19 protein-coding genes are annotated in these 20,455 nt (G+C 74.4%); 9 read left to right on the forward strand and 10 right to left on the reverse strand.

The genetic code is table 11. The annotated features are described in order from the left end of the window. Nucleotides 1-28 precede the first annotated feature (28 nt). On the forward strand, nt 29-2,551 hold the full coding sequence (locus tag ABD345_RS05950; protein ID WP_344550704.1) for an ATP-binding cassette domain-containing protein: 2,523 nt from the start codon (nt 29-31) through the stop codon (nt 2,549-2,551). 230 nt (nt 2,552-2,781) lie between these two features. Continuing rightward, nucleotides 2,782-3,627, forward strand: a complete 846-nt coding sequence (locus tag ABD345_RS05955) for a hypothetical protein (RefSeq protein ID WP_344550705.1) — start codon at nt 2,782-2,784, stop codon at nt 3,625-3,627. 52 nt (nt 3,628-3,679) lie between these two features. Here the strand turns inward: ABD345_RS05955 and ABD345_RS05960 are convergent, their stop codons facing one another. Beyond that, nucleotides 3,680-4,045, reverse strand: coding sequence for a MerR family transcriptional regulator (locus ABD345_RS05960; RefSeq protein WP_344550758.1), 366 nt, complete (start codon nt 4,043-4,045; stop codon nt 3,680-3,682). Nucleotides 4,046-4,190: 145 nt separating this feature from the next. Beyond that, a complete protein-coding gene (locus ABD345_RS05965) occupies nt 4,191-5,261 on the reverse strand; it encodes a zinc-binding dehydrogenase (protein WP_344550706.1) in 1,071 nt (356 codons plus the stop codon). A 518-nt stretch (nt 5,262-5,779) separates the two neighbouring features. On the opposite strand from ABD345_RS05965, the gene ABD345_RS05970 reads away from it, so the two are divergent. After that, entirely contained in the window at nt 5,780-6,238 is a 459-nt protein-coding gene (locus tag ABD345_RS05970) for a GNAT family N-acetyltransferase (protein ID WP_380276278.1), read from the forward strand. A 295-nt stretch (nt 6,239-6,533) separates the two neighbouring features. Here ABD345_RS05970 and ABD345_RS05975 read toward each other — a convergent pair whose 3' ends face one another. Beyond that, entirely contained in the window at nt 6,534-7,166 is a 633-nt protein-coding gene (locus ABD345_RS05975; RefSeq protein ID WP_344550708.1) for a TetR/AcrR family transcriptional regulator, read from the reverse strand. A 96-nt stretch (nt 7,167-7,262) separates the two neighbouring features. Here ABD345_RS05975 and ABD345_RS05980 point away from each other — a divergent pair, with 96 nt between their 5' ends. The 5 genes from ABD345_RS05980 (at nt 7,263) to ABD345_RS05995 (ending at nt 11,152) form a co-directional block, all read left to right on the forward strand. Beyond that, a complete protein-coding gene (locus ABD345_RS05980; protein WP_344550709.1) occupies nt 7,263-8,312 on the forward strand; it encodes a zinc-binding alcohol dehydrogenase family protein in 1,050 nt (349 codons plus the stop codon). A 61-nt stretch (nt 8,313-8,373) separates the two neighbouring features. Then, the gene (locus ABD345_RS05985) at nt 8,374-8,982 is read left to right on the forward strand and encodes a DinB family protein (RefSeq protein WP_344550710.1); all 609 of its coding nucleotides are present in this window, start codon (nt 8,374-8,376) and stop codon (nt 8,980-8,982) included. 135 nt (nt 8,983-9,117) lie between these two features. Next, complete coding sequence (locus tag ABD345_RS40260) at nt 9,118-9,192, forward strand: putative leader peptide (RefSeq protein WP_380234127.1); 75 nt, start codon at nt 9,118-9,120, stop codon at nt 9,190-9,192. Nucleotides 9,193-9,318: 126 nt separating this feature from the next. Next, on the forward strand, nt 9,319-10,335 hold the full coding sequence (locus ABD345_RS05990) for an isopenicillin N synthase family dioxygenase (RefSeq protein ID WP_344550711.1): 1,017 nt from the start codon (nt 9,319-9,321) through the stop codon (nt 10,333-10,335). Nucleotides 10,336-10,417: 82 nt separating this feature from the next. After that, nucleotides 10,418-11,152: a MerR family transcriptional regulator gene (locus tag ABD345_RS05995; RefSeq protein WP_344550759.1), complete on the forward strand. Its 735-nt coding sequence runs from the start codon at nt 10,418-10,420 to the stop codon at nt 11,150-11,152. A gap of 65 nt (nt 11,153-11,217) precedes the next feature. Here the strand turns inward: ABD345_RS05995 and ABD345_RS06000 are convergent, their stop codons facing one another. The 3 genes from ABD345_RS06000 to ABD345_RS06010 all read right to left on the reverse strand — a co-directional run bounded on the left by ABD345_RS06000 (nt 11,218) and on the right by ABD345_RS06010 (nt 12,957). Then, nucleotides 11,218-11,556 carry a hypothetical protein gene (locus ABD345_RS06000; RefSeq protein WP_344550713.1) on the reverse strand — a complete coding sequence of 113 codons (339 nt, stop codon included), beginning with the start codon at nt 11,554-11,556 and terminating at the stop codon, nt 11,218-11,220. An 82-nt stretch (nt 11,557-11,638) separates the two neighbouring features. Beyond that, a protein-coding gene (locus ABD345_RS06005) for an IS5 family transposase (protein ID WP_380272752.1) occupies nt 11,639-12,570 on the reverse strand; the annotation gives its coding sequence in 2 pieces (ribosomal slippage) (nt 11,639-12,190 and nt 12,193-12,570; 930 coding nt in all). A gap of 54 nt (nt 12,571-12,624) precedes the next feature. Beyond that, on the reverse strand, nt 12,625-12,957 hold the full coding sequence (locus tag ABD345_RS06010) for a hypothetical protein (protein WP_344550714.1): 333 nt from the start codon (nt 12,955-12,957) through the stop codon (nt 12,625-12,627). A 427-nt stretch (nt 12,958-13,384) separates the two neighbouring features. On the opposite strand from ABD345_RS06010, the gene ABD345_RS06015 reads away from it, so the two are divergent. Next, nucleotides 13,385-14,404: an ROK family protein gene (locus ABD345_RS06015; RefSeq protein WP_344550715.1), complete on the forward strand. Its 1,020-nt coding sequence runs from the start codon at nt 13,385-13,387 to the stop codon at nt 14,402-14,404. Here the strand turns inward: ABD345_RS06015 and ABD345_RS06020 are convergent. The 4 genes from ABD345_RS06020 to ABD345_RS06035 all read right to left on the reverse strand — a co-directional run bounded on the left by ABD345_RS06020 (nt 14,401) and on the right by ABD345_RS06035 (nt 20,287). Continuing rightward, nucleotides 14,401-16,563 carry a 3-hydroxyacyl-CoA dehydrogenase NAD-binding domain-containing protein gene (locus tag ABD345_RS06020; protein ID WP_344550716.1) on the reverse strand — a complete coding sequence of 721 codons (2,163 nt, stop codon included), beginning with the start codon at nt 16,561-16,563 and terminating at the stop codon, nt 14,401-14,403. The genes ABD345_RS06015 and ABD345_RS06020 overlap by 4 nt on opposite strands. Before the next feature lie 41 nt (nt 16,564-16,604). Next, on the reverse strand, nt 16,605-17,825 hold the full coding sequence (locus ABD345_RS06025) for an acetyl-CoA C-acetyltransferase (protein WP_344550717.1): 1,221 nt from the start codon (nt 17,823-17,825) through the stop codon (nt 16,605-16,607). 104 nt (nt 17,826-17,929) lie between these two features. Further along, complete coding sequence (locus ABD345_RS06030; protein ID WP_344550718.1) at nt 17,930-19,072, reverse strand: acyl-CoA dehydrogenase family protein; 1,143 nt, start codon at nt 19,070-19,072, stop codon at nt 17,930-17,932. A gap of 12 nt (nt 19,073-19,084) precedes the next feature. Continuing rightward, entirely contained in the window at nt 19,085-20,287 is a 1,203-nt protein-coding gene (locus tag ABD345_RS06035; protein ID WP_344550719.1) for a CaiB/BaiF CoA transferase family protein, read from the reverse strand. Between the last annotated feature and the right edge of the window lie 168 nt (nt 20,288-20,455).

Raw genomic sequence — 20,455 nt, forward strand, 5'->3', positions numbered from 1 at the left:
GGCACCGCCGGACGGAGGGACGAGGGCGATGAGCGGCGCGGCACGGACGGGGTCACCGGCGGACGGCGGGGACGCGGGCGGGAACGTCGGCGGGGACGGGCGGCACGCGGCGGACGGGCACGACCTGATCCGGGTGCACGGGGCCCGGGTGAACAACCTGAAGGACGTCAGCGTCGAACTGCCCAAGCGCCGGCTGACGGTGTTCACCGGGGTGTCCGGGTCGGGCAAGAGCTCGCTGGTGTTCGGGACGGTCGCCGCCGAGTCGCAGCGGCTGATCAACGAGACGTACAGCGCCTTCGTGCAGGGCTTCATGCCTTCGCTGAGCCGCCCCGAGGTGGACGTGCTGGAGGGCCTGACCACGGCGATCGTCGTCGACCAGCAGCGGATGGGCGCCGATCCGCGCTCGACGGTGGGCACCGCGACGGACGCCAACGCGATGCTGCGGATCCTGTTCAGCCGGCTCGGCGACCCGTACGTGGGCCCGCCGCCCGCGTTCTCCTTCAACGTGCCGACGGTGCACGGCGCGGGGGCGATCACGGTGGAGCGCGGCGAGGGGACGACGACCGAGAAGCGGACCTTCGGGCGGGCCGGCGGGATGTGTCCGCGCTGCGAGGGGCGGGGCAGCGTCTCGGACATCGACCTGGGGCAGCTGTACGACGGCTCGAAGTCGCTGAACGAGGGCGCGCTGACCATTCCCGGCTACAAGCCGGGCGGCTGGAACTACCGGCTGTACACCGAGTCCGGCCTGGTCGACCCGGACAAGGCGATCGACGCGTACGGCGAGCAGGAGCGGCACGACTTCCTGTACCGGGAGCCGGTCCGGATGAAGATCGCCGGCATCAACATGACCTACGAGGGCCTGGTGCTGCGGATCCGCAAGTCGATGCTCGCCAAGGACCGGGCCGCCCTGCAGCCGCACGTCCGCGAGTTCGTGGACCGGGCGGTGGCCTTCGCCACCTGCCCCGAGTGCGACGGCACCCGGCTGAGCGCGGCCGCCCGCGCCTCGAAGATCCGGGGCCTCTCGATCGCCGACGCCTGCGCCCTGCAGATCAGCGATCTCGCCGACTGGGTGCGGGAGTTGGACGAGCCGACGGTGGCCCCGCTGCTGGAGTCGCTGCGCCAACTGCTGGACTCCTTCACCGCGATCGGCCTCGGCTACCTCTCGCTGGACCGCCCCGCCGGGACGCTCTCCGGCGGCGAGGCGCAGCGGGTGAAGATGATCCGGCACCTGGGCTCCTCGCTGACCGACGTCACGTACGTCTTCGACGAGCCGACCACCGGCCTGCACCCGCACGACATCCAGCGGATGAACGCGCTGCTGCGGCAGCTGCGCGACAAGGGCAACACGGTGCTGGTGGTGGAGCACAAGCCGGAGACCATCGAGATCGCCGACCACGTGGTCGACCTCGGCCCCGGGGCCGGGGCGGCGGGCGGCGAGGTGTGCTTCGAGGGCAGCGTGGCCGGGCTGCGGGCCAGCGGCACCGTCACCGGCCGGCACTTCGACGACCGGGCCGCACTCAAGGCCGAAGTACGCACCTCCACAGGGGCGTTGGAGATCCGCGGGGCGGACGCGCACAACCTGCGGAAGGTCGACGTGGACGTGCCGCTGGGCGTGCTGACGGTGGTGACCGGCGTGGCGGGCTCCGGGAAGAGCTCGCTGGTGCACGGTTCGCTGGTGAGCGGCGCGGCGCTGGTGAGCGGCGCGGCAACGGCGGGCGGCGCGGCGTCGGCGGGCGGCGCGGCAACGGCGGGCGGGGGCGTCCCGGAGGGCGTGGTGGCGATCGACCAGAGCCCGATCCGGGGCTCGCGGCGCTCGAACCCGGCGACGTACTCGGGCCTGCTGGAGCCGATCCGCAAGGCGTTCGCGAAGGCCAACGGGGTCAAGCCCGCCCTGTTCAGCGCCAACTCGGAGGGCGCCTGCCCGGAGTGCAACGGCGCGGGCGTGGTCTACACCGACCTGGGCATGATGGCCGGCGTGGCGACGGTCTGCGAGGAGTGCGAGGGCCGGCGCTTCCAGGCCGCGGTGCTGGAGTACCGGCTCGGCGGCCGGAACATCGCCGAGGTGCTGGCGATGTCCGTCGACGCGGCCCGGGAGTTCTTCGCCGCCGGCGAGGCCCGCACCCCCGCCGCGCACGCCGTCCTGCAGCGGCTCGCCGACGTCGGCCTCGGCTACCTGACGCTCGGCCAGCCGCTCACCACGCTCTCCGGCGGCGAGCGCCAGCGCCTCAAGCTGGCCGCCCGGATGGCCGAGAAGGGCGGCGTGTACGTGCTGGACGAGCCGACCGCCGGCCTGCACCTGGCCGATGTCGAGCAACTGCTGGGCCTGCTGGACCGGCTGGTCGACTCCGGCACCTCGGTGATCGTGGTCGAGCACCACCAGGCGGTGATGGCGCACGCCGACTGGATCATCGACCTCGGCCCCGGCGCGGGCCACGACGGCGGCCGGATCGTCTTCGAGGGCACCCCCGCCGCCCTGGTCGCCGACGGCAGCACCCTGACCGGGCAGCACCTGGCGCGGTACGTGGGGGCCGCCCCCTCCGCGCGGAGCTGACGCACCGTCACCGACCGTCGCCGTGAGCTGCGCCCGCGCGGCCGGGCGGCGACGGTCGGCCACCGCGCCGATCCCTTCCGTGACCCCCCATCACTCCCCCGCATCACCTCGGCAAAGTTTTCGTCCCGGGCCGGGAATCCGCACGACAGCACGGCGGTCCCGGCCGAGAATGACAGCCGATCTTCACGGGGTACGGCTTCACTGGGGCACCACGGAGTACGGGGGAGAGCATGACCACCGAAATACCGCTGACCGCACTGGACGACGCACTCTGGGAGGGCCTGGAGACCGCGCACTGGTCCAGCCCGGCGACCATGGTGCCGCGGGTGCTGCACCGCCTGTCACTGGCCGGACCGGACGCCCGGCCCGAGGACTGCGAACTGCTGCACTGCCTCGTCCCCGCGCCCGGGCGACCCGCGCCGTCCGCCGCCCACGCCGCCCTGCCGCTGCTGCTCGCGCTGGCCACCGACCCGGAGATGGGCCGCACCCGCGTCCCGCTGACCGCGCTGCTGGCGCGCCTGCTGCCCGCGGACCCGGCGCTGACCGAACGGCACCGCTCCGGCGCCCTGCCGCTGCTCGCCGACCCGGACCCGGCGGTGCGCCGCGCCGCGCTCCCGCTCGCCCCCGACCCGGCGACCCTGCTCGGCCTGTGGCGTACCGAGACCGACCCGTCCGTCCGACTCGCCCTGCTGCACGCGCTCGCCCTCACCGGCACCACCGGCGCCCGCGCCGTCCTCGCCGAGACGCTCACCGAGGACCACCCCGCGCTGTACGTCGCCGCCGTGCACGCCTCCGCCGGGTTCGACGCCGACCTGCCGGTGCGCCACCTGCGCCGGGTGCTCAGCCTGCTCACCGACCCGGCGCTGCGCCCCCGCTTCGAGAACGTCTGGTACGTCGCGCACCGCCCCGACCCGCTGACCCGCGAACACCTGCTCTGGGCCAGCTACGGGCTGCTGGCGCACCGCCCCGAGTTGCAGGACGCCTTCCCCGGCGAACTGCTCGCCGCGGCCGACCGCACCGGCGACGAGGCGCTGCGCCGGGAGGCCGTCCTGCTGGCCCGGCACCACGCGGGCTGAGGGCGCGGGGCTGCGCGGGCTGAGGGCCCGCGGGCTGCGGACGGGCCCGAGCTCAGTCCGCCCCGGGGCGCAGCGCGGCGGCGGCCAGGGCCGCGCGCAGCCTGGTCAGCCGGGCGATCTCGGCGTCCAGCGCGGCCAGCCGGTGCCGGACGACCGGGCCGCCGCTGTTGTTCGCGCAGCGGCGGGCCGGGTCGGCGACCAGCAGGTCGAAGGACTCGGCGTGGCCGCGCAGGTCCTCGATGGTGAGGCCGAGGCCGAGCAGCGTGCGGATCACCCGGATCCGGGCCACGTCCGTGCCGTCGTAGACCCGCTGGCCGCTGGAGGTGCGGGCGGGCGGCGGCAGCAGACCGCGCTGCTCGTACAGGCGCAGCGCCCTGGGCGTGGTTCCGGCGGCGGCGGCCGCGTCCCCGATCCGCATGTCCATCAGGTCCTCCCCGGTGGCCGTTGACCGGTCGCCGGTCACCGTCCACCGGTCGAACCACGGGGGCGGCCCGGACATTCCGGCCGCCGCCGACCCGGCCGCCATCGCCGTTCGCCGCCGTTCGCCGCCGTTCGCCGCCGGGTTACAGCTCGACCAGGACGGTGCCGAAGTGCCGTCCCTCGGCCATCTCCTGGAGCGCCCGCGGGGCTTCCTCCAGGCCCTTCGCCCGGACGTGCGGGAAGGTGATCGCGCCGGAGCGCAGCCACTCGCCGAAGCGGGGCAGCCACTCGGCCTCCACCTCGGCGTGCCCGGCGTTCGCGTACCCGCTCACCCGCAGGCCCTTGACGATGACCTGGAAGGCGTCCAGCCGCAGCGGGGCGGCCCCGGCGGTCCCGGCGGCCGCGAACTGGTCGGTGAGCACGCCGACCAGGGCGGCGCGGGCGCCCGGGCGGGCGGCGGCGAGGGCCGCCTCGGCCTGGTGGCCGCCGACCGTGTCGAGCAGCAGGTCGATGCCGTCGGGGGCGGCCTCGGCGAGCTGCCGGGCGAAGCGCTCGGCCCGGGCCGGGCCGTCCGCGCCGTCGGTGCGCTCGTCCACCAGGACGGCGTCGTAGCCGAGTTCGCGCAGCCGCGCGGCCTTGGCCGGGGAGCCGGTGGTGCCCAGGACGGTGCCCGCGCCGAGCAGTTTGGCGGTCTGCCCGGCCAGCGTGCCGACGCCGCCGGCCGCGCCGGTGACCAGCACGGTGTCGCCGGGCCGCAGCGGCGCGGTGCGGGTCAGCACGCCGTAGCCGGTCGCGCCCGAGGTCAGGCGGGCCGCCGGGTCGGGCAGCCGCCCGTCCAGCAGGGCGAGCCCGGCCGGGTCGACCACCGCGTACTCCCGCCAGCCCTGGAAGTGCGAGACCAGGTCGCCGGGACGCAGCCCGCTGCCCTCCGGCGCCAGGACCACCTCCCCGACGGCGGCCCCGAACAGGGTGCCGCCGACCTCGATCGACGGGAACGGCGTGTTCGGCGGGGTCTCGCCGAGCAGCGAGGCCAGGCCCGCGAAGACCTGGAACCACCGGTTGCGCACCAGCACCTGCCCCTCGGCCGGTTCGGGCGCGGCCACCTCGACCACGGCCAGGTCGGCAGCCACCGGACGGCCCTGCGGACGCCGGACCAGCCGGACCTCGCGGACGGTCCCGGGCACGCTCGCGGGCAGGCTTCCGGGCACACTCATGACGGCTCCTCTGCTCATCGGGGGGACGCCGGGCGCGGCCGGTGAGCGGCGCCCGACGGGAAGTGCCGGAACGCTAGCCCCTGACCCACGGGTCAGGGTCAAGGCCGGGCAGGCGAACGGGGTCGGAGATGAACACGGACAAGGAGACGGGCGCGGACGCGAGCGCGGGCACGGACACGGGCGCGGGCACGGACGCAGGCACGGACGCAGGCACGGACGCAGGCACGGACGCAGGCGCGAGCACGAGCACAGGCGCGAGCACGGACACGGACATGGACGCAGGCACGGGCGCGGGCTCAGGCGTGAGCACGAGCCCGGACACTGGCACGGACGCAGGCACGGGCGCGGACGCAGGCGCGAGCACGAGCACAGGCGCGAGCACGGACACTGGTACGGACGCAGGCACGGGCACGGGCGCGGGCTCAGGCGTGAGCACGAGCACGGACACGGGCGCGGACGCAGGCACGGGCACGGGCGCGGGCTCAGGCGTGAGCACGGGCTCAGGCGCGGGCGCGGGTGTGCGGGTGCGCGTGGGGGTGCCGCAGGACGCTGCCGGGCTGGTGCGGTTGGCCGGGCAGGTCGAGCACTGGTTCGGGCCGATGGTCGACGATCCCGGTTTCCACGCCGCCGTGGCGGAGCAACTCGCCTGCGGCAGCGCCCTGGTGGCGGACGACGGCGCCACCCTGCTGGGCGGTCTGCTGGTCGGCCACCACCCGCCGGTGTGCCACCTGCACTGGCTGGTGGTGGACGCCGCCGCCCGCGGGCTGGGCCTGGGCCGGGCCCCGGTCGCCGGGGCGCTGGCCCGCTGTCCGGCCGGGGTGCGGACGGTCGAGGTGGTGACCTTCGGCGCGGACCACCCGGGCGCGGTGGCCGGCGGCGCCCGGGTCTTCTACGAACGCCTGGGCTTCACCCCCGCCGAACCGGCCGCCCCGGGCCCGGAGGGCGGCTCGCGCCAGGTGTACCGGCGCGCACTCTGACGGACCGCCGGGGCCGGACGTCTTACCGGCCGGCCCCCGCGCCCGCTCTACCGTCCCGCCGCCGCACCGTCCCGCCGTCCCGCCGTCCCGCCGCCGCACCGTCCCGCCGTCCCGCCGCCGCACCGTCCCGCCGTCCCGCCGCCGCACCGTCCCGCCGTCCCGCCGCCCCACCGGCCTACCGTCTTACCGTTCCGCCGCCGCGCCGCCACACCGTCCCACCGGCCCGCCGCCCTACCGGCCCGCCGCCCCACCATCCCGCCGCCACACCGTCCCACCGTCCCACCATCCCGCCGTCTTACCGTCCCGCCGCCGCGCCGGAGAGCAGGAGGGCGATCCCGTCGCCGAGGAGGGCCTCGCCCTGGTCGGCCGGGATCCGGCGGGAGGTGACCAGGGCCGAGACGCCCTGGACGGTCGCGGACAGCAGCAGGGTGAGCCGGCCGACGTCGGACGCCGGGTAGGCGCCCGCCGCGACGCCCGCGTCCATCAGGCCGCTCATGGTGCCGAACAGGCGTCCCGCGGCGGCGCGGACCGGTTCCGGGGGTTCGTCGGTCTTGGTCGCGAACATCAGGTCGAGCAGCGCGGGTTCCCGGACGGCGAACCCCAGGTAGGCCGAGGCCGCGGCGTGCAGGGTGCGGGCGTGGTCGTCCTGCGCGTCACCGGTGGCGGCCCGGGCGGCGGCCCGGCTCGCGGCCCGGCCCGCGGCCTGCCGGATCTCCTCGTCGAGCCGGAGGAAGCCGCGTTCGGCGAGCGCGTCGAGCAGGGCGCCGCGGTCGGGGAAGTGGCTGCGCGGGGCCCCGTGGCTGACGCCCGCCTCGCGGGCGAGTTCGCGCAGCGAGAGGGCGTCCAGGCCGCGTTCGCGGAGCACCGCCTCCGCCCGTTCGAGCAGGGCGGCTCGGAGGTTGCCGTGGTGGAAGGGCCGGTGGGGCATGGGCCCATCCTATCCGCAAGTAGGCATTGACTACTTTCTAGACACTGCCTAGTCTCGGGGCCGGACACCGACGCGCCCAGGGAGAGAGGCCCCGAGATGACGTACCGGAACACCGCACTGTGGCTGCCGAAACCGGGCGCGCCCTTCGAGGTGGGGCCCGCGCCCTACACCCCGCCGGCGGCGGGCGAGGTGGTCGTCCGGGTGCGGGCGGTGGCCGTGAACCCGATCGACGACCTGCCGGGTCCCCTCTACCGGCTGGCCCTGCCCTGGCTGGCCTTCCCCGCCGTGGTGGGCTCGGACGTCGCGGGCGAGGTCGTCGAGACCGGCCCCGGGGTGACCCGGTTGCGTCCGGGGGACCGCGTCCTGGGGCACGCGTTCGGGGTCGACCGGTCCCGCAACCGTCCGGCCGAGAGCGCCTTCCAGCACTACGCCGTCCTGCTGGAGCACATGGTCTGCCCCGTCCCGGAGTCGATGCCGCTGTACCGGGCGGCCGTGCTGCCGCTGGCCCTGTCGACCGCCGCGACCGGCCTGTTCCAGCCGGACCACCTCGGTCTCGCGCTGCCCGGGCCGGACCCCGCCGACCGCGGGGAGACGGTGCTCGTCTGGGGCGGCTCGACCAGCGTCGGGAGCAACGCGGTCCAGCTCGCCCGCAGCGCCGGCTACCGGGTCCTGGCCACCTCGTCCCCGCACAACTTCGACCGCCTCCGCGCCCTGGGCGCGGCGCACGCCGTCGACCGCACCAGCCCGACCGCCGTCCCGGAACTCCTCGAACTGATCGGCGCCGGACCGCTCGCGGGCATCCTGGCGATCGGCGCCGGTTCGCTCCGCCCGGCGGTCCGGGTCGCGGCCCGGGCCCCGGGCGGCCGGCGGATCGCCTCGGCCCGGCCCGCGCTGTTCACCCGCGTCCCGGGGTGGCTGGCGCGGCGGCACGGGGTGCGGGTGAGCAGCATCTGGGGCGGCACCCTGAAGGACAACGAGGTCGGGCCGGCCGTCTACACCGGCTTCCTGCCGGCCGCGCTCGCCGCCGGCGCCTACCGGGCCGCCCCGGACGCCACCGTGGTCGGGCACGGCCTGGCCGCCGTCCCGGAGGCGCTGCGGGAGCTGAAGAAGGGCGTCAGCGCGCAGAAGCTCGTCGTCACCCTCTGACCTCCCCCCATCTCCCGCGTGGGGCAAGCCCGTTGTCGGCGGCGGCTGGCAGGCTGGCCCGATGAGCGACGAAACCACCGGGCGCCCCGCCGAACGGCCCGCCGAACGACCCGCCGGACGGCCCACCACCGCGCCGCAGACCTTCTCCCCCGCCTGGGCCGACGCCGCGGGCCGCGCCGATCCGCCGCTGGTCGGCGACGAGCGGGAGGTCCTGCTGTCGTACCTGGAGTTCCACCGCGAGACCTTCGCGCTGAAGTGCGCGGGCGTCCCGACCGGGCGGCTCTCCGAGTTCCTGGTGCCGCCGTCCGGGCTGACCCTGCACGGCCTGGTCCGGCACCTGGCCGGGGTCGAACAGTGGTGGCTGCAGATCCAGTTCGCCGGGGACGAGTCCCGGCCGGTGCTGTACTACTCGGACGACGACCCCGACCAGGACTTCGAACGCCTCGACGGGGACTTCGACGAAGCCTTCGCCACCTGGCGCGCCCAGGTCGAGATCTCCCGCCGGATCATCGCCGACACCCCCTCGCTGGACGCCACCGGCGTCCACAAGGCCACCGGGCAGCCGGTCTCGCTGCGCCGGATCCTGGTGCACATGCTCGCCGAGTACGCCCGCCACAACGGCCACGCCGACCTGCTGCGCGAGCGGATCGACGGCGCCACCGGCTACTGAGCCGCAGCACGCCCGGGCCCGCACCCGCCGGGCCCCGCGCCCCCGCCCCGCCCCCATCCCCGCCCGGGAAGCTCCCCGTACGCCCGCCGTACGCTCCCCGGGGGCTTTCCGGACGGGGGCGGTAGCCTTGATGGGGTGCCCCTTCTCGTCAGCCGTCGCCACGTGGACCTGCTCCGCGTCACGAGCGCGTCCTGTCGTCGCTCCGCCTGACCCCATCCCGTCTCCCGGCCCCGCTCCCCCGTTCCTCCCGTTCGGACGCGCGGGCCCCCGTTCCCCCGGCCCGTGCGGCGCGATCCGCCGTCCCCGCCGGGGTCCCAGCACCGCGGACGCACCCCCATGACGCAGCAGCACCCCACCTCCCTCCCCGTGATCGACCTCTCGCTCGCCGACGGCACCCCCGCCGACCGGGCCCGCCTGCACGCCGAACTGCGCGCGGCCGCGACCGGCGTCGGCTTCTTCCAGCTCACCGGCCACGGCGTCACGCCCGCCGAGACCGCCGCGCTGACCGCCGCGATGCGGGCCTTCTTCGCCCTCCCCGAGGCCGACCGGCTGGCGGTCAGCAACCTCAACTCCCCGCACTTCCGCGGCTACACCCGCACCGGCGACGAGCACACCGGCGGCCGCCGCGACTGGCGCGACCAGCTCGACATCGGCCCCGAACTGCCCCCGCACGTCCCGGCCCCGGGCGAGCCCGCGTACTGGTGGCTGGAGGGGCCCAACCAGTGGCCCGCCGCGCTCCCCGAGCTGCGCACCGCCGCCCTGCACTGGATCGACCGCCTCGGTTCGGTCGCCCGCCGCCTGCTGCACGAACTGCTCGCCTCGATCGGCGCCCGCCCCGACTTCTACGACGACGCCTTCGCCCCGCACCCCCACCTGCACCTCAAGCTGGTCCGCTACCCCGGCAGCGCCCCCGCCGGCCCCCCGCAGGGCGTCGGCACCCACAAGGACTACGGCTTCGTCACCCTCCTCCTGCAGGACACCGTCGGCGGCCTCCAGGTCGAACGCCCGGACGGCACCTTCCTCGACGTCCCCCCGCTGGAGGGCGCCTTCGTGGTCAACCTCGGCGAACTCCTCGAAGTCGCCACCGACGGCTACCTCCGGGCCACCTCCCACCGCGTCCTGTCCCCGCCCGGCGCCCGCGAACGCTTCTCCGTCCCGTTCTTCTACAACCCCCGCCTCGACGCCCACATCACCCCGCTCGACTTCCCGCACGCCCACCACGCCCCCGGCATCACCCAGGACCCTTCGAACCCGCTCCACTCCGACTTCGGCGCAAACGAATTGAAGGGCTACAGCCGCGCCCACCCAGCGGTCACCAGGCGCCACCACCCCGAACTGCTCCCGCTGGGCTGACCTCCGCGCCGATGGACCGGCCGCCCCGGCCGGTGCGACACTGCTGCTGTCACAGTGGGGCCGGGGTGAGGGGTCGGGCGTGGTGGACGGGCCGCGGTGGACGGTGGAGGAGCTGGCGGGCCGGGCCGGGGTGACGGTGCGGACGCTGCGGTTCTACGGGGCGAAGGGGCTGCTGCCGCCGCCGGAGCTGGGGGCGCGGCGGGTGGGGTGGTACGGGGCCGAGCACCTGGGGCGGCTGGAGCTGATCGAGGAGTTGCAGCGGCAGGGGCTGACGCTGGCCGCGATCGAACGGTACCTGGCCCAACTTCCGCAGGACATCGGCGAGTTGGACTTGGCGATCCACCGCGCCCTGGTCGCCTCCTGGACGCCCGAGTCGGCCGAGGAGGCCCGCCGCGACCAGGTCGAACGCCGGGCGGGCCGCCCGCTCTCGGACGCCGACCTGGACTCGCTCGCCGCGATGGGCGCCCTGCACCGCACCGCCGACCCGGAGGTGTTCAAGGTCGACCCCGGCCTGCTCCCGCTGGGCGTCCGGGTGCTGGACGTGCCGATCCCGCTGGAGACCCTGCTCGCCGCCCGCGCCGTGGTCCGGCTGCACAGCCGGGCGACCGCCCACGACCTGCACCGCCTCTTCCGGGACACCGTCTGGCGCCCGTACCGGGAGAGCGCCCCGCCCCCCGAGGAACTGGACCGGATGCGAGAACTCACCGACCGGATCCAGCCGGTGGTGGTGCAGGCCCTGGTGACGGCCTTCCAACGCTCACTGGCCGAGGAACTGGCCCGCCCGCACCCCGAGGACGCGGCGGCCCGGGACGGCTAGGTTCGCCCCCCGGTCCCACCACAGATGCGCCCCGCCGCGCTCCCGGGGGGCAGCGCGACGGGCTCTCACCCGCGGTTGTCGCGCTCACCTGGGAGGAACGTGTCCGACGGCGGTTTCCACACGAGTCCTTCCGCCTCCAAACTGTCGGTGATCCACTTCCGGCCGATCTCCCCGGCCACCGCCCAGGTGTGTTCCATGCGGCGGCTCCGCTTCCGACCGGGCCTCCACGACCTCGTTCGCCCACGAGGCACTGCCAGGTTGTGCACCAGATCGGCGAGCCACCCGATGCAGACGACATAGTCATCGCCCATCCACGGGTGGAAGGGTTGCCGCCTCCGGGCCATGGCGCGAATCTGAATCACGGCGAGGTGAGTCAGGGTCGCGGCGGCCTCGTCATCATCCACCGCTCTCATGGTGCGTCCCCTCTCCTCGCCGAGTCCCACCGATCAAACTCCGGTGGCAGGAAACTAGGGTCCGTCCGGTCGATCATGTGCGAAGCCAAATGACGAGGGCGGCTGCGGTGACTGTTCCGAGGTAGACGTAGCCGCGTTTGTCGTATCGGGTTGCGACTGCTCTGGCGTGCTTGAGCTTGTTGATGGCCCGTTCGACGGTGTTCCGTTTCCTGTACCGCTCCTCGTCGAAGCCCGGCGGCCGCCCTCCACGTGAGCCTTTGCGCAGGCGGGCGGCCTGGCTGTCGGTCTTCTCCGGGATCGTGTGCCGGATGCCGCGTCTGCGCAGGTAGTCGCGGCACGGCCCGTTGCTGTACGCCTTATCGGCGGCCAGGCTGTCGGGCTTCTTGCGAGGCCTGCCCGGCCCGATCCGCGGGACACGGAGCTTCTCCAGCACCGGCGCGAACTGCGTGCAGTCGGCCCGCTGCCCCGGCGTGATGATGAGGGACAGAGGGCGGCAACGGCCGTCTGCGCTCAGATGGACCTTGGTGGTGAAGCCGCCGCGCGAGCGGCCGAGGCCCTCGCCTCCCGCACCACCTCCGCCAGGCGGGCGACGAGGCTCTGCCACGGCGTCTCGCCCTGGTGTTCTCCCGGCCCAGCCCCCTTTGAATCAAGAGCTGGTGGCGGATCGGCACCGGCGCCGGCCGCGTGCTGGTGGGCCCGGACGATGGTGGAGTCGACGGAGACGTCCCAGTCGATGTCCCCGGCCGCGTCCGCCTCCGCCTGGACCCGCTGGAGTAGACGCTCCCAGGTCCCGTCGGCCGACCACAGCCGATGGCGCTCATAGACCGTCTTCCAGGGGCCGAACCGCTCAGGCAGGTCACGCCAGTGAACACCGGTCCGCACTCGGTGCAGAATCCCGTCGATCACCTGCCGGTGGTCCCGCCACCGGCCACAACGCCTATTGCTGACCGGCAGGAACGGCCTCAGCCGTTCCCACTCGGCATCCGTGAGATCACCCCGCCCCATGCCCGAAACAACGACCCGGGAGCCCGACAGTCACATGATCGGGCGGGCGGGTCCTTAAGAACTCGCCTCAGCTGGTGGGGTGTTGTGAGCCATGATGAGCTGAGCCATCAGGTGCAACCGATGCCACACACGCGGGCTGTCATCCTCAGTGAGCTCGGGAAGGATCGTCTCAAGCTGTCCGAGGATGAGTCCCACGGTCGCAAGTCCCCGCTCGTGGAGGGAACCGCCGTTGGCGACCCACGTGTAGGTACAGCCGCCCAGCCTAGTGTCGAGCGACACCAGATCGACGCCCGCCACCTCAAGGTCGTTCCACCTGCGGTCCCACGGCTCGTTCTGATGCTCCTCCCGCAGGCGCGCCACCACGGCTACAGGGTCTTCAACATCCATGTCCTGCATCATCGCGGGGCCGCCTCGGATGCGAAAGACTGAGGCCGCCGCCCGAATCCGCACCCGCGGCAGAATCCCGCTGATCACCTGCCGAGGCGCTCACGTGATCGGCCGGACAGCTCCTAGTGGTCGTCAGAGCTCGGTGACGAACCGCGGGTGCAGTGACGCCGGACAGAGTGGTTCGCCAAGGGCCAGGTCCACCGAGACTCCGCCATGTTCATCGAGACGGGGCACTTCCGCTGCCGCACCCCGAGGACGGGACGGCCCGGGACCGCCGGCGACCGGGGGCGGGGCCCGGCGGCGCGGAGCGGCGGTAGCTGTGGGAGCGCTCCCATATTTGGCGGCGGGCGTGTACGATCACGCCGCGGCGGCGGTCGGGCCGTGCCGCCGCCGCACGTCCGAGCACCGAAGCCCCTGGGAGCGACCCTTGTCCGACGCCGCATTCACCGTCATCGACCTCGGCGGCACCACGCTGCGCACCGCCCGCTACGGGGTGGGCGAGGACGCCGTCACCGACGTCCGGCGGGTGCCGACGGACGGGATAGCCGGGCACCCGGAGCTGCCGGTGGACGAGCTGCAGACCCGGGTGCTGGAGCAGGTCGCCGCGTTCGCCGCCGAGGCGGTCGAGCGGCACGGCAGCAGCGCCGTCGCCGTCGCCTTCGCCGGGCCGGTCACCGCGGACGGCCGGGCGCTGGCCGCGCCGACCGTGTGGGGCGGTCCGGGCGCGCAGGTGGCGGTGCGGGAACGGCTGGAGGAGCGGCTGGGCCTGCCGGTCGTCGTGGTCAACGACCTGACGGCGGCGGTCTGGCGGTACGTGGAGCCCGCGGACGACCAGCCGTTCTGCCTGATCACGGTGAGTTCCGGGATCGGCAACAAGGTCTTCCGGGCGGGCGAGGTGCTGCTCGACAGCGAGGGCCACGGCGGCGAGATCGGCCACTGGACGGTCGACCCGTCCCCGGACGCGGCCCCCTGCGACTGCGGCGGCCGCGGCCACCTGGGCGCGATCGCCTCCGGGCGCGGCGCGCTGGCCGCCGCCCGCCGCGCCGCGCTGGCCGACCCGGACGGCTACGCCCGCTCCGCCCTGGCGGCCGCCGCCCCCGAGCCCGAACTGCTCGACAACCACGCCCTGGTGGCCGCCGTCCGGGCCGGGGACGGCTTCGCGACCGAGGCGCTGCGCGGCGGGTTCACCGCACTGGCCTCGGCGATCACCGCGATGTTCACCTCGATCGGCATCCGCCGCTACGTGCTGATCGGCGGCTTCGCGCTCGCGGTCGGGCCGCGCTACGCCGAGCTGCTGACCGCCGAGCTGGAGCGCCTGGGCTGCTTCGGCCTGAGCGCCGAGGAGATCCGCCGGATGGTGGTGCTCGGCGTCGCGGACGACGACTCCGGCCTGATCGGCGCCGGTCGCCTGCTGGCCGCCCGCGACGCCGCGGCCGTCAGGGCCTAGTAGCGGCCGCCGCTCTCGGCGAGGGCGACCAGCGAGGCGGGCGGGGTGAAGCGTTCGCCGTAGGCGGTGGCGAGTTGGCGGGCCCGGGCGGTGAAGCCGGCCGGGCCGCCGGGGTAGCCGTTGACGTACTGGAGGACGCCGCCGGTCCAGGCGGGGAAGCCGATGCCGAGGATGGAGCCGATGTTGGCGTCGGCGACCGAGGTGAGGACGTCCTCGTCGAGGCAGCGGATCGAGTCGAGCGCCTCGCTGAACAGCATCCGCTCCTTCATGTCCTCGAACGGGATCTCCGCGCCCTCGCGCACGAAGTGCTCGCGCAGGCCGGGCCAGAGCCGGGTGCGGCGGCCGTCGACGTACTCGTAGAAGCCGGCGCCGCCGCTGCGGCCGGGGCGGTCGAACTCGTCGAGCATCCGGTCCAGGACGGCCTCGCCGGGGTGGCCGGTCCAGCTGCCGCCGGCCTCCTCGACGGCGCGGCGGGCCTCGTTGCGGATCTTGCGGGGCAGGGTGAGGGTGAGTTCGTCCAGCAGGGCGAGGACCTTGGCGGGGTAGCCGGCCTGGGCAGCGGCCTGTTCGACGGAGGACGGGTCGAGGCCCTCGCCGATCATCGCGACGCCCTCGTTGAGGAACTGGCCGATCACCCGGGAGGTGAAGAAGCCGCGGGAGTCGTTGACCACGATCGGGGTCTTGCGGATCTGCCGGACCAGGTCGAAGGCCCGGGCGAGGGCCTCGTCGCCGGTGCCCGGGCCGCGGATGATCTCGACCAGCGGCATCTTGTCGACGGGCGAGAAGAAGTGCAGGCCGATGAAGTCGGCGGGCCGCTCGACGCCTTCGGCGAGCAGGCCGATCGGCAGGGTGGAGGTGTTGGAGCAGAGCAGCGCGTCGGGGGCGACGACGTGCTGGACCTCCTGGAAGACCTTGTGCTTGAGCTCGGGGTTCTCGAAGACCGCCTCGATGACGGTGTCGCAGCCGGCCAGGTCGGCGGCGTCCGCGGTGGGGGTGATCCGGGCCAGGAACGCGGCGCGCTCCTCGGCGGTGATCCGGCCGCGCGCCACCTGCTTGTCCAACAGGCCCGCGCTGTAGGCCTTTCCGCGTTCGGCGGCCTCGGCGGTGACGTCCTTGAGCAGGATGTCGAGGCCCGCCTTGGCGCAGGAGTACGCGATGCCCGCGCCCATCATGCCCGCGCCCAGCACCGCGACCTTGGCGGCCTTCCGGGTGGGCACCGAACTCGGGCGGGAGGCACCGGAGTTGACGGCCTGCATGTCGAAGAAGAACGCCTTGATCATGTTCTTCGAGGTGGGCCCGCAGGCGAGCTCGGTGAAGTAGCGGGCCTCGACGGCGAACGCGGTGTCCACGTCGACCTGACTGCTCTCCACCGCCGCGGCCAGGATGTTGCGCGGCGCCGGGTAGGGCGCGCCGTTCAGCTGCTTGCGCAGGTTGGCGGGGAAGGCGGGCAGGTTGGCGGCGAGCGCGGGGGTGCTGGGCGTGCCGCCGGGGATCCGGTGGCCCTTGACGTCCCAGGGCTGCAGGCTGGTCGGGTGGGCGGCGACGAAGGCGCGCGCCTTGGCGTCCATCTCCTCGGCGGTGGCGGCGAGTTCGTGCACCAGGCCGTGTTCCAGGGCCTGCGCCGGACGGTACTGCTGGCCCTGCAGGAGGACCTTGAGCAGGGCGTCGGTGATGCCGAGCATCCGCACGGTGCGCACCACGCCGCCGCCGCCGGGCAGCAGGCCGAGGGTGACCTCGGGCAGGCCGATCTTGCTGCCGGGGGCGTCCAGGGCGATCCGGTGGTGGCAGGCGAGGGCGATCTCCAGGCCGCCGCCGAGCGCGGTGCCGTTGATCGCGGCGACCACCGGCTTGCCGAGCGTCTCCAGGCGGCGCAGCGCGCGCTTGATCCGCATCGAGTCGGCGAACACCCGTTCGGCGTCGGCCGGTCCGGCGGCGGAGAGCAGTTTGAGGTCGCCGCCGGCGAAGAAGGTCTTCTTCGCCGAGGTGATGATGACGCCGGTCAACTCCGGTGTGGCGGAGAGCCGTTCGACGGTGGCTTCGAGCGCGTCGGTGAACGCGGCGTTCATGGTGTTGGCGGACTGGGCGGGGTCGTCGAGGACGAGGGTGACCACGCCGTCCTGGTCCTGCTCCCAGCGGATGGGGCTGCTCACGTCGGTCATGTCGTTGAAGTCCTTGGTCAGTTACGTGAGTTGACGGGTGGTCAGGCGTTGACGCGCTCGACGACGGTGGCGATGCCCATGCCGCCGCCGACGCACAGGGTGGCCAGGCCGTAGCGCAGGTCGCGGCGTTCCAGTTCGTCGATCAGGGTGCCGATCAGCATCGCGCCGGTCGCGCCGAGCGGGTGGCCGAGCGCGATGGCGCCGCCGTTGACGTTCACCTGGTCGTGCCGGAAGCCGAGTTCGCGCATGAAGCGCAGCGCGACGGCGGCGAACGCCTCGTTGATCTCGACCAGGTCGATGTCGGCGGCGCTCAGCCCGGCCTTGGCGAGCGCCTTGCGGGTGGCGGGGGCCGGGCCGGTGAGCATGATGGTGGGCTCGGAGCCGGAGACCGCGGCGGAGACGATCCGGGCCCGCGGGGTGAGGCCGTAGCGCTCGCCGATCTCCTTCGACCCGATGGCGACCAGCGCGGCGCCGTCCACGATGCCGGAGGAGTTGCCCGCGTGGTGGACGTGGTCGATGGCCTCCACCCAGTGGTACTTCTGCAGCGCGACGGCGTCGAAGCCGCCGAGTTCGCCGATGTCGGCGAAGGACGGCTTCAGCCCGGCCAGCGACTCGACGCTGGTGCCGGGGCGGATGAACTCGTCGCGGCCGAGCACCACCAGCCCGTTGCGGTCGCGCACCGGCACCACCGAGCGGTCGAACAGCCCGTCGGCCTGCGCCTTCGCGGCGCGGGCCTGCGACTCGGCGGCGAACGCGTCCACGTCGGTGCGGGACAGGCCCTCGATGGTGGCGATCAGGTCGGCGCCGATGCCCTGCGGGACGAAACCGGTCTCGTAGGCGGTCATCGGGTCGGCGAACCAGGCGCCGCCGTCGGAGCCCATCTTCACCCGGGACATCGACTCGACGCCGCCCGCCAGGATCAGGTCCTCCCAGCCCGAACGGACCTTCGCCGCGGCCAGGTTGACGGCTTCCAGGCCGGACGCGCAGAAGCGGTTCTCCTGCACGCCGGCGACGGTGTCGGGCAGCCCGGCGGCGATCGCCGCGACCCGGGCGATGTCGGAGCCCTGGTCGCCGATCGGGCTGACCACGCCGAGCACGATGTCGTCGATCGCCGCCGGGTCCAGGGTCGGGAAGCGGCGCCGGAGTTCGTGGATCAGGCCGACCACCAGGTCGATCGGCTTGGTGCCGTGCAGGGAGCCGTTCTGCTTGCCGCGCCCGCGCGGGGTGCGGATCGCGTCGTAGACGTACGCTTCGGTGGTCACGGGTGCGGGTGCCTTTCGGGAGGGAGGGTACGGCGGGACTGCGACGGGAGTTCGGCGGGAGTTCGGCGGGAGCGCGACCGGGTTCAGCCGGGTTCGGCCGGACTTCAGGCGAGGAGGGCGCGGCCGACGATCTCCTTCATGATCTCGGTGGTGCCGCCGTAGATGGTCTGGACACGCCCGTCGGTGAACGCCCGGGCGACCGCGCTGTCACGCATGTAGCCGGAGCCGCCGTGGAGTTGCAGGCAGCGGTCGGCGGCGCGCTTCTGCAGTTCGGTGGCCCACCACTTGGCCATCGAGGCGTCCACCGGGGTCAGCGCGTACCGGTTGTGCTCCAGCACGCAGCGGTCCACGAAGGTGCGGGTGACCGCGCACTCGGTGGCCAGTTCGGCGATCTCGAACCGGACGTGCTGCAGCTTGGCCAGCGGCCGGCCGAACGCGGTGCGCCGCTTGACGTACTCGACGGTCTCCGCGAGGACGGCCTCGGCGGCGGCGATCGCGGCCACCGCGATGGCCAGCCGCTCCTGGGCCAGGTTGCGCATCAGGTACTGGAAGCCCAGGTGCTCCTCCCCCAGCAGGTTGGCCTTCGGGACGCGCACCTCGTGGAAGAACAACTCCGCGGTGTCCTGGGCGTGTTGGCCGATCTTGTCGAGGTTGCGGCCGCGTTCGAAGCCCGGCGTGCCGCGCTCGACCACCAGCAGGCTCAGGCCGTGCGCGCCGCCCTCGGCGGTGGTCCTCGCGACCACCACGACCAGGTCGGCCAGGATGCCGTTGGAGATGAAGGTCTTGGCGCCGTTCAACAGGTAGTGGTCGCCCGCGTCGACCGCGGTGGTGCGGATCGCCTGCAGGTCGGAGCCGGTCTCCGGTTCGGTCATCGCGATCGCGGTGACCAGCTCGCCGGAGCAGAAACCGGGCAGCCAGCGCCGCTTCTGCTCCTCGGTGCCCAGGCCGGTCAGGTACGGGCCGATGACGTCGTTGTGCAGGCCGACGGCCAGGCCGCCGGCCCCGGCCCGGACGAACTCCTCGGCCAGCACGGCGGCGAACCGGAAGTCGGGGCTGCCCCCGCCGCCGTACCGCTCGTCCACGGCCAGGCCGAGCAGCCCGGCCCGGCCGGCGGCCAGCCAGGCGGAGCGGTCGACGACGCCCTGCCGCTCCCAGCGGGCGTGGTGCGGGGTGACCTCCTTGGCGAGGAAGGCCCGGACGGTGGTGCGGAAGTCCTCGTGCTCCTCGGTGTAGAGCTCGCGCTGCACGGGCGGGTCCCTTCAGGAGGCGGGCGGAGCAGGGGAGTTCGGGGCAGGGGGGTTCGGAGCAGGGAAGTTCGGGGCCGGGGGGTTCGGGGCCGGTGACTCCGGGAGGGGGACGGCCCAGTCGCGGGCCACCTCGGCGGTGTGCGCGCCGGGCCGGGCGGGCGGGGTGCGCAGCGCGCCGGGGGTGGCGGAGAAGCGCGGGGCGGGGGCGGGCTGGCGGGTGCCGCCGTGCTCGGGGTAGCTGCCGCGGGCGGCCAGGTGCGGGTGCTCGGCGGCCTGACGTAGCGTCAGCACCGGTGCCACGCAGGCGTCGTGGCCCTCGAACAGGGCGGTCCACTCGGCCTGGGTGCGGGTGGCGAAGCGGGCCGCCAGGGTCTGCCGCAGTTCGGGCCAGCGCGCCGGGTCGTACTGGTCGGGGGCGTCCGGGCCGAGTTCCAGCAGGCGGGCGAACTCGGCGTAGAAGCGCGGCTCCAGCGGGCCGACGGCCATCCAGCGGTCGTCCGAGGTGCGGTAGGTGCCGTACCAGGGGGCGCCGCCGTCCAGCAGGTTGCTGCCGCGCCGCTCCTGCCAGAGCCCGGCGTCCAGCAGGCCCCACAGCATGGTGGTCAGGTGCGCGGCGCCGTCCACGATCGCGGCGTCCACCACCTGGCCGGTGCCGGTGGCGCGGGCGTGGTGCAGGGCGGCGAGCAGGCCGACCACCAGGTAGAGCGAGCCGCCCGCGTAGTCGCCGAGCAGGTTGGCGGGGATCGCCGGGGGCCCGTCGGGCGGGCCGATCAGGCCGAGCAGGCCGGAGGTCGCCAGGTAGGTGACGTCGTGCCCGGCGCGTTCGGCCAGCGGCCCGTCCTGGCCCCAGCCGGTCATCCGGCCGTACACCAGCGCCGGGTTGCGGGCCAGGCAGGCGTCCGGGCCGACGCCGAGGCGTTCGGCGACGCCGGGGCGCCAGCCCTCGATCAGCAGGTCGGCGCGGGCGGCCAGGTCGCGGACGGCGGCGGCGCCCGCGTCCGTCTTCAGGTCGACCAGGACGGAGCGCTTGTTGCGGTTGGTCAGGTCGCGCGCCGGGTCGGGCCCGAGGCCCTGCCCGCCGGGCCGGTCCACCCGCACCACGTCCGCCCCGAGGTCGGCGAGCAGCATCGCGGCGAACGGGCCGGGCCCGATGCCCGCGAGCTCCAGCACCCGGACCCCGGCGAGGGGACCGGCGGGGGGTGTTGCGGAGGTCATCGGCGACCGCCTCCCAGGTTTGACAGTGAAGCTGTCACAGTGGCGATGATAGGGACGTGACCCGCCGGTAACAAGAGCCCGGCAGCAGTGCGCGCGACACGGCGGCGGCCCGCGGACGGCGCGCCGCGCGCGCCCGATCACGCGTGCCCGATCATGGGGGTGGACCGA

Origin of the sequence: Kitasatospora saccharophila, from assembly GCF_039529925.1 — a bacterium.
GTDB classification, from domain to species: Bacteria; Actinomycetota; Actinomycetes; order Streptomycetales; family Streptomycetaceae; genus Kitasatospora; species Kitasatospora saccharophila.